Origin of the sequence: Pedobacter sp. (genome assembly GCF_035317785.1) — a bacterium.
Lineage (GTDB): Bacteria > Bacteroidota > Bacteroidia > Sphingobacteriales > Sphingobacteriaceae > Pedobacter.
In genome coordinates, this window is sequence record NZ_DATHGC010000225.1 from 23,394 (window position 1) to 39,322 (window position 15,929).

General features: G+C 41.3%; 12 protein-coding genes and 1 pseudogene. 5 read left to right on the top strand and 8 right to left on the bottom strand.

Annotated elements, in window-relative coordinates:
* Positions 1 to 60: 60 nt before the first annotated feature.
* The 6 genes from VK541_RS13680 to VK541_RS13705 form a co-directional block, all read right to left on the bottom strand.
* Positions 61 to 1,989, bottom strand: coding sequence for a glycoside hydrolase family 97 protein (locus tag VK541_RS13680; protein ID WP_324370892.1), 1,929 nt, complete (start codon positions 1,987 to 1,989; stop codon positions 61 to 63).
* A 5-nt stretch (positions 1,990 to 1,994) separates the two neighbouring features.
* Positions 1,995 to 3,035: an aldose epimerase family protein gene (locus VK541_RS13685; RefSeq protein WP_324370893.1), complete on the bottom strand. Its 1,041-nt coding sequence runs from the start codon at positions 3,033 to 3,035 to the stop codon at positions 1,995 to 1,997.
* A 149-nt stretch (positions 3,036 to 3,184) separates the two neighbouring features.
* The gene (locus tag VK541_RS13690; protein ID WP_324370894.1) at positions 3,185 to 4,411 is read right to left on the bottom strand and encodes a DUF4998 domain-containing protein; all 1,227 of its coding nucleotides are present in this window, start codon (positions 4,409 to 4,411) and stop codon (positions 3,185 to 3,187) included.
* A gap of 114 nt (positions 4,412 to 4,525) precedes the next feature.
* Positions 4,526 to 5,758 (bottom strand): DUF4959 domain-containing protein, encoded by a 1,233-nt coding sequence (locus VK541_RS13695; RefSeq protein WP_324370895.1) that lies wholly within the window; start codon positions 5,756 to 5,758, stop codon positions 4,526 to 4,528.
* 38 nt (positions 5,759 to 5,796) lie between these two features.
* Complete coding sequence (locus VK541_RS13700) at positions 5,797 to 7,734, bottom strand: RagB/SusD family nutrient uptake outer membrane protein (protein ID WP_324370896.1); 1,938 nt, start codon at positions 7,732 to 7,734, stop codon at positions 5,797 to 5,799.
* Between the two features lie 21 nt (positions 7,735 to 7,755).
* Positions 7,756 to 11,040 carry a TonB-dependent receptor gene (locus VK541_RS13705; protein WP_324370897.1) on the bottom strand — a complete coding sequence of 1,095 codons (3,285 nt, stop codon included), beginning with the start codon at positions 11,038 to 11,040 and terminating at the stop codon, positions 7,756 to 7,758.
* A 399-nt stretch (positions 11,041 to 11,439) separates the two neighbouring features.
* On the opposite strand from VK541_RS13705, the gene VK541_RS13710 reads away from it, so the two are divergent.
* The 5 genes from VK541_RS13710 (at position 11,440) to VK541_RS13730 (ending at position 14,660) form a co-directional block, all read left to right on the top strand.
* The gene (locus VK541_RS13710) at positions 11,440 to 12,324 is read left to right on the top strand and encodes an AraC family transcriptional regulator (RefSeq protein WP_324370898.1); all 885 of its coding nucleotides are present in this window, start codon (positions 11,440 to 11,442) and stop codon (positions 12,322 to 12,324) included.
* A gap of 22 nt (positions 12,325 to 12,346) precedes the next feature.
* Positions 12,347 to 12,919, top strand: a complete 573-nt coding sequence (locus VK541_RS13715; protein WP_324370899.1) for a Crp/Fnr family transcriptional regulator — start codon at positions 12,347 to 12,349, stop codon at positions 12,917 to 12,919.
* Between the two features lie 106 nt (positions 12,920 to 13,025).
* Positions 13,026 to 13,463: a carboxymuconolactone decarboxylase family protein gene (locus tag VK541_RS13720; protein WP_324370900.1), complete on the top strand. Its 438-nt coding sequence runs from the start codon at positions 13,026 to 13,028 to the stop codon at positions 13,461 to 13,463.
* A gap of 182 nt (positions 13,464 to 13,645) precedes the next feature.
* Complete coding sequence (locus VK541_RS13725) at positions 13,646 to 14,077, top strand: DUF805 domain-containing protein (RefSeq protein WP_324370901.1); 432 nt, start codon at positions 13,646 to 13,648, stop codon at positions 14,075 to 14,077.
* 445 nt (positions 14,078 to 14,522) lie between these two features.
* Entirely contained in the window at positions 14,523 to 14,660 is a 138-nt protein-coding gene (locus VK541_RS13730; RefSeq protein WP_324370902.1) for a hypothetical protein, read from the top strand.
* Between the two features lie 450 nt (positions 14,661 to 15,110).
* Here the strand turns inward: VK541_RS13730 and VK541_RS25840 are convergent, their stop codons facing one another.
* Both VK541_RS25840 and VK541_RS25845 read right to left on the bottom strand, forming a co-directional pair.
* Complete coding sequence (locus tag VK541_RS25840; protein ID WP_414692623.1) at positions 15,111 to 15,428, bottom strand: glycosyl hydrolase family 95 catalytic domain-containing protein; 318 nt, start codon at positions 15,426 to 15,428, stop codon at positions 15,111 to 15,113.
* 59 nt (positions 15,429 to 15,487) lie between these two features.
* Positions 15,488 to 15,916, bottom strand: a pseudogene (locus VK541_RS25845) (glycosyl hydrolase family 95 catalytic domain-containing protein); the annotation flags it as partial.
* Positions 15,917 to 15,929 lie beyond the last annotated feature (13 nt).

Below are 15,929 nucleotides of genomic sequence, written 5' to 3' on the forward strand. Positions count from 1 at the left end.
TAAAGCAAATAGATTATACCTTCTAAAAGATGGATTTTACACGCTTACCCAGAGGAATATTCAGGGACGAATATGGATTACCGCGCCCCCTCCCGAGGCCAGCTTCAGCTCCATTTTCGACTTAAAGTCCACGGTAACGGATCGATGTTCATACTGTTCTGCATCCACATTCGCATCGTTTCCATCAATGAAAATATCCGCGGTATAGCTTTTTCCGGGGGGAAGAAAACCAAAATCGAGTGAGATGGACCTTTGAGTCCAGTTGGTCATCGCGCCTACATACCAATCCGTTCCTTTCCTTTTGGCCATTAAGACATACTCGCCTATCTTTCCGCTCAGCGACCTGGTCTCATCAAACGTGGTTGGCACCTTAGACAAATATTTCATAATATCAGGATATTTAATGTATTCCACCGGAGAATCGGCAAGCATCGCCAGCGGTTGATTAAAGATCACATACATGGCGAGCTCATGACAGCGCGTTCCCTGCCCGGAAGGCAGACCGGGATCTATTGGCTTAAAGGCTGCCTTTGTTTTATTTCTCATTGCTCCTGGAGTATAATCGAACGGACCAGCCAGCATTCTTATAAAAGGTATGAGCAAATGGTAATCAGGTGTGATGGAGTAATCCCATTTGTCAGATTCTGCCCCCCGAACGGCCTCATAGTTTACGATGTTCGGATAGGTCACTTCCATTCCCGAAGGCTTGGTGCAACCGTGAAAATCGACCATGATCTTTCTTTCCGCCGCTGCTTTGGCTATTTGCTCCATCCACTGCATGGCCAGCTGATCATCGCGGTCAAAAAAATCGACCTTGATACCTGCTGCTCCAAGGGACTGAATGAAATCAAGACTATTATCCAGGTCCTTTATGATCGTCGAGGCTACGCACCATAAGAATACACCAACCTTTTTTTCCTTTGCCCGCCTGATCACTTCCCTTACATCCAGTTTTGGATTTACCTTAGTGACATCATAATTATTGGACCAGCCCGCATCTATCATCATATATTCCAGGTGATAGTCCGCTGCGAAATCCACATAATAATTATACAAGGCGGTATTTCTGTTGGGCATGCCCGAGGGAATGGGCGCTCCGGGCAGCAGCGCATCGTGCCACCACTCCCATGCGGCCTTTCCAGGTTTTACCCATGTAGCATCTTTTATTAAGGAGGGCTGTGCAAGTTTTGCAATCAAATGATTGTCCAGCAAGGCCTTGTCTTCATCCGTAACGATGACTACCCGCCATGGATAGGCTCTTTTTCCTTTGGTATCCGCAAGAAAATCAGCCCTTTCCTTTACCACAGAAACAAAATTTCCCCAGCTGCCCATTTCTGTTTTAGCCGGATATTTTGCCCAGTTGCCTGTAAATTTCCCTTCCTTTTTTTGGATATACATACCCGGATAATCCCAGACATCAGATTCTGCGATTACTATTTTAACCGGATGATCAGCATGGTCAAACAATGCAGGTGTGGTAGCCCTTATCCCATCAGCTATGGAGTCTGTACTTGAAAATTTAACATAGGGGCCTTCCCAGGTGGTATAGCTGTCCGTTTGCTGTAAAATAGCCGATGGTTTACTAGCAAGGTTAAAATCAGCCTGTTCACTGACCACCTTTACATTTCCTTCAAAGCTGGTGATAAACCGGTAAGCGATCCCCTCATTGTAAGCCCTGAAAACCAAACTAAAAGAATCTTCAAAACTGATGGTCAGTTCATTGAAGTCCGGTGTTTTTCTCGGGACCGCTTTCCTTACTTTAGATCCCTTCCCTAATGTCAGTTTCTCCAAAGTGATGGAAATCCCTGAAGGCAATAAAGCAGGCTGGTTCTTGAATGATACCGAATAAGTGATGTCTCCGGCGACTGCAATCCCGACCTTTAATCGGGAGTCAGGAGAGGTCAGCTGCATTTGGCGGTCTGCTGCAAAACCATTGACATATCCAAAAGAGATATAAAAAAGAGTGAGCAAAAATAGTTTGTATTTCATATTGTTTATTTGTGTGTGTCAAACTTGAAGATGATGTAATGGTGAGCAAGTTCCCCCGCACGTAGTTCTGCAGAAGGAAATGCCGGATGATTTGGGCTATCGGGAAAGAACTGTGCTTCCAGGCACATCCCGTCGAGAGGCTTGTATGGATTTCCGTTAAATCCAGGATCAATTGTATTCAGGTAATCACCTGTGTAAAGCATTAATCCGGGATAGGAAGTATATAAACTCAGTTCCCTTCCTGAGGCAGGTTCAAAAAGTATAGCAGCCGGAAGGCCTGACTTTTGTCTTTCACTATCCAGCACATAACAAATGTTTAAGCCCTTTATGCTTCCGTCAGCCTGAAAGAGTTTATCTTCAATCCTGGTATCTGTAAATGCATAGGTTTCATCAGCGGCTACCAGCTCTCCTGTCGGCATGTAATCAGGCCCCGCCTGAACGATCTGGTCTGAAAATACAGAAAGTCGATGGTCAAAAATCTGGCCTCTGCCGGATGACAAGTCGAAGTAACTGTGATTGGTCAGGTTGAACAGGGTATTTTGGTCTGTTTGCCCGTAATAATCTATTTTTAGTTCATTCTCGTCATTCCAATGGTAGTGGACCTCCACCTTTAGATTACCCGGAAAACCACCCTCACCGTCAGCACTGAAAAGGCTAAAAATTAAGATGTCGCCCCGGGTCTGGTAGTCAAACACCTTTTTGTGGAATCCAGAACTGCCGCTGTGGTTGCTGTTGGGACCATCATTCTGCTCAAGTTCGATTTTTTTCCCGTCAAGATTAAAAGTTGCTTTGCCAATCCTGTTGGCAAACCGGCCAATGGTTGACCCCAAATAACTCTGATCATTGATATAACCCTGCAACGCGGGAAAACCGAGAATCACATGCTCTATTTTGCCTTCCTTATCGCGGACGCAAACGGAAACAAGGGTAGCTCCGTAATTAGTTACTTCGATAAATTCCCCGTTCTGATTGATTATTTTAAAGCAACAGACTTCCTTATCGTCTACAATTCCCCATGGTATTTTTGAAATTCTTTGCTGTTGCATCTGCAAGATTGGATTAGTAAACACGCGAGTCAGGAAAAGTAATTCCGGAACAATCGAAGCATTGACAATAGTGCTTCGATTGTTCCGGAAACTCTTCTGGATTGGTAAGCAATAACACACTTACGCAATGACTGATTTCTTTGAGATTTTTAGTTCGATTTAAAAAAAGTTAATTCCAAAAGGTGAATATAATTAGCGCCTCCCCATGTTTCCAGTACTTTAAAACGCAGGTATTTTACCGCCGGAATGCCCGCCGGAAAATTAAATCTTTCGCCAGCCCTTGCAAACGCCCTGTCAGCATCCGTATTTTGTCCGGCAGGCTGGCCGGATGGCTTAACCGAAGTAAAAGTTTGCAATTTAGTCCAGCTGCTGTCAAAGCTTCCATCCGGATTGGGATTGTTACTGCCCCATACCTCAAAAAATTTGGGGTTAGCGACATTGTATAAAGCATTGTCCCTTTGCCACAGCCTGAAATTATCCAGCTGCGCAACCTGTCCCAGATCAATTGTAAACCATTGCGGCAATCCTGATCCACCGGTATGGAAACCTGCCGGATCACCGCCGTTTGCGCCAGTGTTATTGTCCCACAAATTCTCCAGTTTCCATCCGTATTCATCACTGATATCTGTCGGGAGTTTAAATGCCTTAAACAACGACTTGTCACATTGCGTGATCTTAATGATCGTTGGGAAATCAGCAAACTGTGCCACATTAAATGCATCAATAGAACCTGGTTCCGGAACATAAGAAGATCTGTATTGAATCGAAGTACCTAGTTTATAATTAGGTAAAGTAATTGAATTTTGTTCAGCAGGTAATTCCCTGTTTTCCACTGCACCTAAAGTATTTGTATACTTTATTGTAGTAGAAACATTCATGGTATCTCTTCTGTTGAAATTCAACTTCAGGGATCCATCGGAGGTAAATTCATATGGATTGCCAGCATTGTAATTTCTATTTAATAAGGTATTGATATAAGCTGAACCATAAATCCTTACGTTATTGATTTCCACGGCAACAGATTTATTGCCCTCACTATCATAAGAAACCACTGAAAAGGAATACACATATTCATTCAGGTTAGGTACTACCACCTTTACTATATCTTCAGGATTATGGGTGTTAACCGCCACTTCCATTGTATTTTCCCCGTTATTCCAGGAAATAACGTACTTCTTAATACTTGGATCGGGACTTGGGTGCCAATACAATTCAGCCCGCAGGTTACCTGTATGATAACCAGATGCCTGAATTTTCCCTGAATATTTTATCTCCTTATTATCCAGGAAAGATTTATAATCTTCATCGTATTTTTTACAGCCCAAAAAAACTAAGGATATAAAAGAAATGAGTGCAATATTATATATGATTTTCATCTGTTTATAATTGTTTTTTATGTGTGATGAAGCTATCAGATTTATCCATGCCAAGTGTGGTTTGAAAAATCATGATGGTTTCATAATCTATTTCTTAAATTAAACACTTACCACTTATAGTGGATTACCATACATGCTTATCTCCAAAGCATTTACATAATTCAATCCTCCCCAGGTTTGAGTAATATCAATCCTGATGTATTTAACAGGCGGGGCTGCTCTTGGCATAGTAAAGTTAACGCCCTTAGCTACAAAAGCTTTATCCGCTTCGTTAGCCTGGTTTGGCGCCAAACCTGATGGTGGATTGGGAAAAACAAAATTGCCCATATTTATCCAATCTCCAGCTACCGTACCCGGAGCCGTACCGGCTGGTAACATTACATCGGCAGGATTATCTTTATTTGATCCCCATAGGGTAAATTTGCGTGTATTTTGGTATTCATAATAACTTGGCCCCCTTTGCCAGAAAGTAAAACGGCTGATCTTGGCCGGCACACCCATACCAAATGTACCGATGCTTTTGGCAACATTACCATTCGTATGCCAGCCAGGTTCACCCAGATTGCCATCAAACATGTACTTCAAGTCCCAGCCATAGTCAGTCGTTGAAGCATCAGTAGGCAACTTATAAGTAAAAAACTTACTTTTATCCAAAAGGGTTTCGTATAGCGGAGTTAAGGTTTTAAACAGGGTATCCGAAACATTACCAAATCTATCGGTAGTATAAACACCCACCTTATGGGGTGTCGGCGGCAAATTCCTAATAGAAACATCTATCGTGTTGGTATTTAAATATTCAGGATCCTGTTCATCATACTGTTTTGTAGTTTCATTATAAACCAGCAAATGCAAAGCAATGGGCACTTTATTGATGTTTTCCCCAGAGAAGTTAGCGCCTCCAAAATCAGGTGTAATGTCAATTCCGGAATTGACTAAAATATAATTAGGCGTTTCAGGATTTACTGTTACAACTACCGGGTCGGACATCACATTTGCCCTGCTCACAGCATATAAAGTAACTTCATACGCTTTATCTCTGGCAAAACCATCTACCGTAATGGTATCCGTATAATAACTGGATTTAGTTTCTCTTACACGGTTATCACTAATAGGATAACGAGCTAAAACGTATAAAAGATTTTTAGAATCAGGTAAGCTGTAGGTAATTCTCGCCGATCCGTTAAAGTTCTCTACTTTTATATTACTTACCACACCAGGTTTTGTCATATCGTTCGATATCACATCAATATTAGCTTCCTGCTCTTTACATGAGGGAAGTAATATGTTAACCAGAACTATGGCCAGGATCAAAAAGATCGGGCTTTTTATGTGATTATTTTTTTTCATCTGTATAAATTTTTAAAAATTAACCTATAAAATTTAAATTATTTCCAGTAGATGGCTTGAATCAGATTTTCGTTTACAACCACTTCACTATTTTTTATAGGCCATAAATAATCTTTTAATCCAAAAGTTGGAACCATTACTGTTCTAGGCCTGTAATAATTTGCCGAGGCATCTTCATTTATACTCCAACCTTGCAAAGGTCTGCTCAACACCGCCTGCAACTCCTTCCAGCGACGCAAATCCCAACCGGCCTGACCTTCAAAACAAAGCTCTATTCTTCTTTCCTGGCGGATAATTTCCCGTCTGCCTTCTTTACTGTCGGGCTTACCCGGTTTATTAGAGTAAGTCTGCCATGCAGTTGCTACCCCCGACAAACCGGCCCTGGTACGTACCTTATCTACCCACGATAAAATATCTGATTTAGATGCTGTTCCCTCTTCATTTAAGGCCTCCGCATACAATAAATATAAACCAGCCAAACGCATAACGGGTAGCTTAAAATTGGCGAAACTGACACGCTGGTTCATTATGGACCTGTAATGAACTAATTTTTTAGGCCAGTATCCGGTAACATTGGTTGCGTATATACTTTTAGGCCCCGCAAGTGCAAATGCTCCTTTAGCCTGCACATAATCTGCCTCACTTTCATTTCCCTTATCATTACCAAACCAGATGCCGCCATCAAAACCAAGTGCTGCATAAAATCTGGGTTCGCGGTTAAAATTAGCTTTTGCGGTTTCATAGCCTTGTTTGATGTAATGCTTATTGCCATCATCGCCAGGTTGAGGGCTATTTCTATTGGCGTAATCAAACACACCACTATTATCCTCATTTATCGGCACACCATTTTTGGTATAAAACAATTCGGTAGTAGAAATTGGTACCGACCAGTTTGAAGGATAGCTATTACCCAAAGAAACCGCCTCCTGATTAAGTTTAGGGATGATGAAGCCCTGATAAGCAAAATCATACTGTGATGAAATAATCAACTCAGGGTTTTGATCCCATTTTTCGGTAAGAACAGATTGCAGCTTTAACACTTGTTTCAGTTTATCAGAAACATCATCCACCTTATCTGTCGGGATCCTGTTGTATAAATCACCGCCCTGTGCTATAAACTCATCAATAGCCTCTTTACAAGCTTTGGCTGCCAATGTCCATTTTTGAGGATCAGCTGCAGTTGAAAAAAGATTTACGCCATCCTTGTCTCTAAAATTAATATAATCAGGATTACCGTTAAATAAAGGACTTGCAGCCGTAGTTAATACTTCGGCTTTTAAAGCCTTACTGATAGATTTGGTTGGTCTGCCCAACTCTAAAAGCCGGTTCGTAAGAATGGCAGGCAAATCTGGTATAGCCTCATCTAACAATTGGTTTACATAAGCAAAGGATTCATCAACAGTGGCCCTTTTAACTTTTGTTTCTTCTATCGAGCCATCAACTGCCCTGTTTTCTTTAGCTAAGGAAACCGGCCCGTATAATCTAATTAAATAATAATGGTAAAATGCTTTTAAAAATTTGATCTCAGCAATCCATCTTTTCTTTTCAGGCTCTTTCAAATCAAAAGGCTTATCAATGTTTTCGAGCATGATATTACATCTTCTAAGCGCAATATAAATCGCCTGACCACCGTTCCCCCCGGTCCAATAATCAATTACGGGATCTGATGCATTTTGTATACCTCCCCTTATCAGTTTAAAACCTGGTGATTTAATGGTATTAAACGGGTGATCATCCAGGCCAAGAGGGTATATAATTTCTGACGAAGTGACGAAGCCGACATTGTTTTCTACCTCCCGGTTTAAATTCTGATAAGTATTGTAACATCCAAAAAGGTAATTTTCTGCTTCATTTCTATTCGAAAAAGCGTAATCGAGCGTACCCACATTATTGGGAACAACATCCAGAAATTTTTTACACGACATGCCTGTGATGCATAGCACAATGACGCAAGTCAGTTTATAATAGAATTTCATATTTTTTGTATTTATTAACAATTATAAATTTACGTTTAACCCAAAATTGAATACTTTTTGTATTGGATAAGCAAATCCATTGCCTCCCAACTCCGGGTCCCACATTTTAAAAGGGCTCCAGGTGATCAAGTTCAACCCGTTAAAGTAAAAACGGCAATTTGAAATCCTTAAAGATTTTGAGATGTTCTTTGGCAGGGTATAACCAACTTCAAGCGATTTTAACCGGATAAAGCTGCCATCTCTAAGCCACCACGAGCTGGACTGCAAATTGTTGGCAACTAAGGAATTGTTTGTACCTAAACGCGGATAAATTGCGTACAAATCCTGATTTTCTTCTGACCAGTGGCTATCTGCAAATACCTGCAATACCTGCGCCCTGCCCTCTACATATTTTACATTACGCTCTAAAAACGGGCTTACTTTTTTTGGATCAATAAAGAAAGATACCCTTGCCTGCCCCTGGAAAAATGCCGATAGGTCAAATCCTTTATAGCCTGTTGAAAGACCAAAGCCATATACAATTTCCGGAGTAGTTGGATAGCCCATAAATGCCATGTCCAGATCATCAATCTTTCCATCTCCGTTTAAATCGCGGTATTTAATATCCCCCCCTCTTGGCAGTTCTCCCGGAATTTTATTGTCATAAGCATCAACAGTATTCAGCTGCTGTTTAGGCGAATTGGCAACTTCGGCGTCATCAACAAATAAACGCTCTGCAATAAAGCCATAGTTACGGCTAATCGGCTGACCTATAAAATGCCTCCAGGTTTCAGGATAATTTGGTTCTTCTATATAAGTATATTTATTAGTGGAATAGGTGAAGTTGCCCCGAACTGAAGTCCAAAGACCATTTATAAAATTTTGTTTATAGTCAAGCGATAAGTCTAAACCTTTTGAATCAACCACACCCAGATTGGTTAAAACGTCAGCCTCGAAACCTTCTGTTGCAGGTATGTTTCGCTTGCGTAGTATATCATAACGGTGGTTTTTATAAACTTCAGCAATGATATTAAAGTTTTTTAGCAAAGTAATCTCTGCTGCCAAATTGGTTTGCCTTGATGTTTCCCAGGTGATGTTAGAATTGGCATAACTTCTAATACTTACACCGTTTAACTGATTTTGATTATTAATACCAAACTGCGCAAAATTACCGCCATTCAGTTCAACATCAGAAAGGTAGAAGAAACGTTGTGAGCCAATGGCATCATTACCCACCAAACCATGGCTAAAGCGAATCTTTAAACGGTTAACAATATCGTTCTGCTTCCAAAAAGCCTCGTTTGAAGGCACCCAAGCGGCACCAATGGTAGGGAAAAAACCATAACGGTTGTTGGCCGAGAAACGTTCAGACCCATTGTATCCAAAGTTAAACTCTACAAAATACCTGTCTTTAAATGAATAAGTTGCCCTGCCTGCCAGACCAAAATTTCTGAAAGGCAAAGAATAAGGCAAAGTAGTAGTTTGTGTTCTTGGATCTTTAGCACTTGAATATAAAGTTTGCTGTGCAGTACCAATTAAAGTAGAGCTCAGGCTATGGCTTCCAAATTTCCTGTTATAGTCTAAAGCAGTCTGGATATAGTAGAAGGAATTGGCATTAGGCTCATTTTTGCTATATACTAAATATTCTGTAGGCACATTGCCGAATGATGGTCCCTTCATAGGGTTAAGCCAGGATAATGAATAGGTATTGTCTATTTTATTATAATCATTTGCACTATAGAAATAAGGAGTATAAGAAAGCTGAGAATCAAAGTACGAATACCTGTTGGTATTAAAGATACCTCTTAGTTTAAGGCCTTCTGTTATAAAATCAAAATTCTGATTAAGCTCCAGCTGTGCAGACATACGAGATTCTGACGAATTTTTGTGCCCTTTCAGCAGTTGAGCATAAGGATTTCCATTTGGATAAAGAATGCTGTTATTTTGTGTTCCGTTAGGTCCGCCAACGTTTCCAAACAGGATATGATTGGCTCCCATATTGGCCTCATCAGCAGGATAATAAGCCGGGAACTCAACCGGACTGGCATGAGAGGCAATGGCATACAGATCAGAGGCAAAAGAACCATCCAAAGTAATTGGTCCGTTATAATCACTAAACGTACCTGAAAGCCTCACAATAAGTTCAGTAGATTTAGTGAGGTTAACGTTAACATTTGAACGCAACTGGTAATTCTTAAAATTGACGTTGTTTTTGTTATTATTACGTATATCTGTCTTTAAAATTCCATTGTCAATATTATATGAGCCAGAGATATAGTACTTGGCCACGCCGCCACCACCGCTAACACTTAAATTGTTGCGTTGTGTACTTGCTCTGTCTTTAAACAGCATACCTATCCAGTCAACCGCAGGATATACATACGGGCTACTGCCCGATGCACCAGCAAGAGTGGCTTTTGTATTTTGTATTTTAAGTGGCGTAAACGGTAAAGGCAAAGCCGGATCACGGGTTAATGAGGCTTCATTATAAAGGTTCATATATTCAATAGGATCTACCAGATTAAGGGTCTGGGTAGATTGGGACAATGAATATTCTGAACGGAAATTAATACTGGCCTTTCCTTCTTTACCTTCTTTAGTACTTACCAGAATTACGCCATTGGCACCACGGGCACCATAAAGCGCTGTTGAACTGGCATCCTTCAAAATCGTGAAACTAGCAATATCATCAGGCTGCAGGCGAGCCAAATCATTCGCACCTAACTCCACGTTATCAATCAGGATTAAAGGATCTTGTTTATAACCAAAAGTAGTTACTCCCCTTATAAAGAATGATGCATTATCCTGCCCGGGTTGTCCGCTTCTCTGATAGGCAATAATACCGGCAGCCTGACCAGCAAGTGCATTGGTAAGGTTACTGGCTGGAATTTTCAGGTCACCGGGTTTAATAGTTGTTACCGAACCCACCACAGCTTCTTTACGCTGTCTTTGTCCCATAGCGGTGATGACAATTTCATCAGCCATCAGATTATCTTCCTTAAGCTGTATGTTCAGCACTTTATTGCTGGCAGAAATCGTAACACGCTGTTCTTTATATCCAACATAGGATATTCTAAGTACAGCACCCGCATCTACATCCAGCACAAATTTACCGTTATCATCCGTACGCGTCCCTATCTTAGGATTTCCTTCGACAAGGACGTTGACACCGGGTATTTTATTTTTTAACGTATCTGTTACTGTACCGACGACAGTAATTTTAACAGATCCTTGTGAGTAGGCCTTGTTTCCCACAATCGTAAAAAAACAGATCAGCAGTAACGCTGATGTCCATTGACCTTTACTAAAATTGTAAATAAATTTCATAAATATGAATTGAGTTTTCTTAATCAGTTTAGGGATTGATCGCGATTTTAAGGGTAGTTTACTAAGGCTGTCTTTACTGCGGGCTGTGGTACAAAGTGCTCATAAAGCCCTGTGCCAGGATGCGAAAAAGCGCCCGCTCCTTAGATGGAATAAAAAAAGTGTTCATACAGATTTGTTTAAGTTTATATATTGGTGACGTAAAACTATTGCATATGACACGACTGGAAAATGTATAAACCAATCATAATGATGGACAATAACATCATTCGCCATGAGAAGTCTTGATTTACTACATCGGCTTGACACTACCTTTATCAGGCGAGATGTATAAACTAATCATAATGATGGACAATAACACCAAAATATAAATTACATTTGCAACAGCCAGCAAAACGAGGAATGGAAGAGCACAAAAAAATAAAGGAAGGTTTTCTTGGGCAAAGGATGATTGTCTTGACGCCCAACATTAGAAAGGAGATCAAAGCCAATCCTTTGATAAATTCCTTTTATCTGACTGCAATCGGTTATTACCCGCATGCTGTTGGTCATGATCGCGAGCGGCTGCACGGAGCGAGTGAGTTTATTTTCCTCTACTGCATAGATGGAGAAGGCCGGGTCGAAATGAACGGAGAAGTATACCTGCTGAAAGCCAATACTTTTTTTATTATTCCAAAAAACATACCGCACCGTTATTATAGTTTAGCCAAAACACCCTGGAGTATTTATTGGCTACACTTTAGCGGAACAAACTCAAGAAAGATTTACGAGCGTTCCTTAATTGATGATGAGCACCATGTCCATGCCATTCCATTTGAACAATCCCGGATCAGCACATTTGATCAGATCTACAATACACTCGACAGAAGTTTCAATTCCCGGGATATGGAAATCATGAATTTCCGCCTGCTTTATTTTGTAACCTCATTCATCTATTACAGGGAGATCAATCCTGCAGTATACAACATAGATATGGTCAGCAATTCGATTGCCTTTATGAAAAAAAATGTGGATAAAAAGCTCAGCATTAACTTATTGGCAGAGGAACAAAATCTTTCTATCTCTCACTACCTGCGTCGTTTCAAAGCCAAAACCGGACAATCGCCGATTGTTTACCTCAACCAGCTCAAAATCCAGCAGTCCTGCCAGTACCTCTATTTTACAGACAAGAACATCAAAGAAATCTGCGCATTGCTGGGCATAGATGACCAGTACTATTTCTCAAGGCTCTTTACAAAACTCATTGGTACCTCTCCCTCTGCCTACCGGAAAGCCCATAAGAAATAATCAGCTAAAATATAAACCAGACATGTACCAGGCAATTTTAGATCATATCCGCAAATATGTAGTGCTCACCCAAGAGGAAGAGGAATTGCTCTGCCAGAACCTGGAATATAAAAAACACCCTAAAAAGGAATTTCTGCTCGAAGCCGGCAAAATCTGCAAAGGCAATTATTTCATAGTAAAAGGCTGCGTACGTCAGTATTTTATTAACAGAAAGCTCAACGAGCAGATCATCCATTTTGCGATAGAGAACTGGTGGATTGCCGACCAGGACAGCCTGATGACCGGGCAGCCATCGGCCTGTACTATCCAGGCGATAGAAGAAACCGAGGTGCTTTTACTTCCGGAAAAAAACAAAGCGGACTTATTCAGACAAGTACCTGTTCTGGAAACATATTTTGCACTCATCATGCGAAAGGCATTTGTAGCAGCTCAGCGCAGACTGGGTTATATCTTCAACATGACTGATGAAGAGCGCTTCAGACACTTCTCTTCTTTGTTTCCCGAATTCATGCAGCGGGTACCACAGTATATGCTGGCTTCTTATCTGGGCTTTACCCCTCAGTTCATGAGCCGTCTCAGGGCAAAGAAAAATTGACCTTAATTCTGCATAAAAAGTTCCTGCATTTTTGATTTTCTTAAACTCAGTTCATTTTTTGAGGCTGCATTGTTGCGCAACTTTGTTTTAACAAAAAACAAAGAAAATGAACAGAATCAGAATCAATCAGGCAGATCCGGCCGCATACAAAGCAATGTTTGCGCTGGACAAATACATCGAGAACTCAAGTCTCAGTAAAACACACTGGGAACTGATCAAAATCAGGGCTTCACAGATCAACGGCTGTTCTTTTTGTGTAGATAAACACAGCAAAGATGCCCGCGCCAGCGGCGAAACCGAACGCAGGATCTTTGCATTGAGCTGCTGGAAAGAAACCCCGTTCTTTGATGAGCAGGAAAGGGCAATATTACAGCTTACCGAAGAAGTAACGCTGATTGCAGGCAGGGTATCCGATGAGACTTATGACCGTGCAGCCGCTCTTCTTGATGATACTTATCTTGCTCATGTCATCATGGGCATCATTACGATCAATGCCTGGAACAGGATTGGGGTGAGCACCAAAATGGAACCTGAACTGGCTTAAACTTTCCTCGGCGCAAAGCAAGCACCTGTACGGTTATCGTATGGGTGTTTTGCTATTAAATATATCTCTGCGACACAAAGTAAATTGTAAAATAAGAAATTTTAATATACTTGATAAAGACCATTGCGCGCTCACATGGAAACCATCCATCGCTCAACATCTTAAACTCTAAACCTAAAATTATGGAATGGTATTTAAAAGTACTTAAAAGTTACAGCGATTTCCGCGGAAGATCCAGAAGAAAAGAATACTGGATGTATACACTGTTCACCATCATCGCAGCTATTATTGCGGCAATAATTGACAATCTCCTGAGGATAACCTTCAAAATTGATGTCGGCGGCACCTCGCAAAGCATCGGCCTTGGCTACATCTATTTGATATACGCGTTAGCCACCTTTATTCCCGGTCTGGCCGTCTCTGTTAGAAGATTGCACGACGTAGGTAAATCGGGCTGGTTCTTTTTAATCATTCTTATCCCTTTTGTAGGGGCCGTGTGGCTACTCGTACTTATGTGTACAGACGGACAATTGCAAATCAATAAATGGGGACCTAATCCTAAAGGAGACTTTGATGCCTTCACAGGATTTGAGCAAAAAGATCAGGTCGTTTAATCGATAAAATAACAACAAAAAAGGGCAGCATCTCTTAAATGCTGCCCTTTTTTGTTTAGCTCTTACGACCATTCTACAAACTTCGCAATACTCCTCTTATGCCTCATCCTCCAATACACACCATTCCCGTTTCTTGAACCATCTGAATTCGTATTGCCCTCAATACAAACTATAAAAGACGTTTGCATTCATTATCGTACCTCTCTGTTTCTACATCCTCATAGTCTTCGCATAATCCTTACAAGATGGCTGCAAGGTGGTTGGATGGTCCGGTGGATTGTGCAACCTTGCCGGGACGTTCTCTTGGCGTTGATTTTTTGGATGTCTAATAATATGACCATAATAGTCGTAGTAAGGAAGCAGAGGCCCGCCAGACCTCCAGTTAGCGAATCGCAAACTTGTTTTTCTTTACCTGCCTAATTTTGACTTTATAATCTTTAAAATCATGGATACTTTAGACAACGGACCTTTTGGCCATTTGAATGGCCGGGTGGGTAACGTGGTGAGCTACACCTGCATTTTTGAAACCTATACTGGCCCTACAAACCATTTACCTCATAAGTTTTCCCTTTTACCGTATTAAATTGAATCACATTATCCGAGATCTTCTTGTAGACGAATTTCTTTCCTGCGCTGGTCAATTTCGCTGTCCCTATACCCGGATAACTGGTTCTTCCTTTTGGTGAAGAATTAAACAATCATTATTAAAAACTATTCTGATTCGCAGAAAGGCCACTTAAAAAAACCTGCCAGGTCGGATGACATTCAAATTTGGAGTTTCGCTAACTATCTTTCAGCAACGTCAAATCAGATTACCAGTTTTCATCAAAAATGACCAAGACTAGTTTGGGTGAAATATACATAGGTATTGGATAGCCTTTGAACAGACATCGTACTCAGAGCACCCTGAGAGCAGGGTAAGTTCAGGTTTAGTTCATATTTTTTCTCAAAAAATGTGGACTAAACTCAGATTAAATATGTTTTGAGCGTGAAGGGAGCAACCAGCTTTCCTTGTGTCCAATTCATCGACACTTCAAAAATTACCCCGGGTTTTCAAACCGCTCACACTTCCTGTTGCCCAGACAGCCGGAAGCGCCGGCAATAGTTCGATGGTACGGTTTCCAATCTCCCCTTCCTGACTTTGCAATAGCATCTCGGCAACGCTAGCAGTATAGCCAAGGTTGCCATCGATCTGGAAAGGAGGATGCAAATCAAACAAGTTTGGTGCAATGCTTTTTTGGAACAAGGCAACGATGTGTTCGTGAGCTGCATTTCTGTCTTTAAGGCGGACAAAGAAATTGATGGTCCAAGCCCGGCTCCATCCCGTACCCGCTCCCCCATTTTTAAGCACTTAGCCAATGTTTTTCTGGCACCTTCAAATAATTCAGGTGTTTTCAAAGGGGTGATCTGATCGCCGGGATGAAGCGCAAATAGGTGTGATACGTGCCTGTATCCGGGCTCTGTTTCTTTATAATCTTCTACCCATTCCTGTATAGAGCCATCTTTTGCCAGTTGCACGGGCACCAGCTGCTTCATCGTATTACTCAGCGTATCAGCGAATTTAACATCCTGATGCAGGATCTTTGCTGCGCTGGTCCTGATGAACAGGTCGTTGATGATCTCCATATCCATCGTTGGCGCATAGGTCAGTTTTGAACCTTTGCCCGTCACGGGATCTACGTAATTGTTCTCAGGGCTATAGGAAGGTGAAGTAACCAGGCGGTTTTTTTGATCACGGATCAGAATATCGAGTACAAACTGAGAAGATTCCTTCATCATCGGATAGGCAGTTTTTCTTAAAAATGCCTGATCACCGTTAAACTCGTAATGCTCAAACATCGGCTGTGTGATC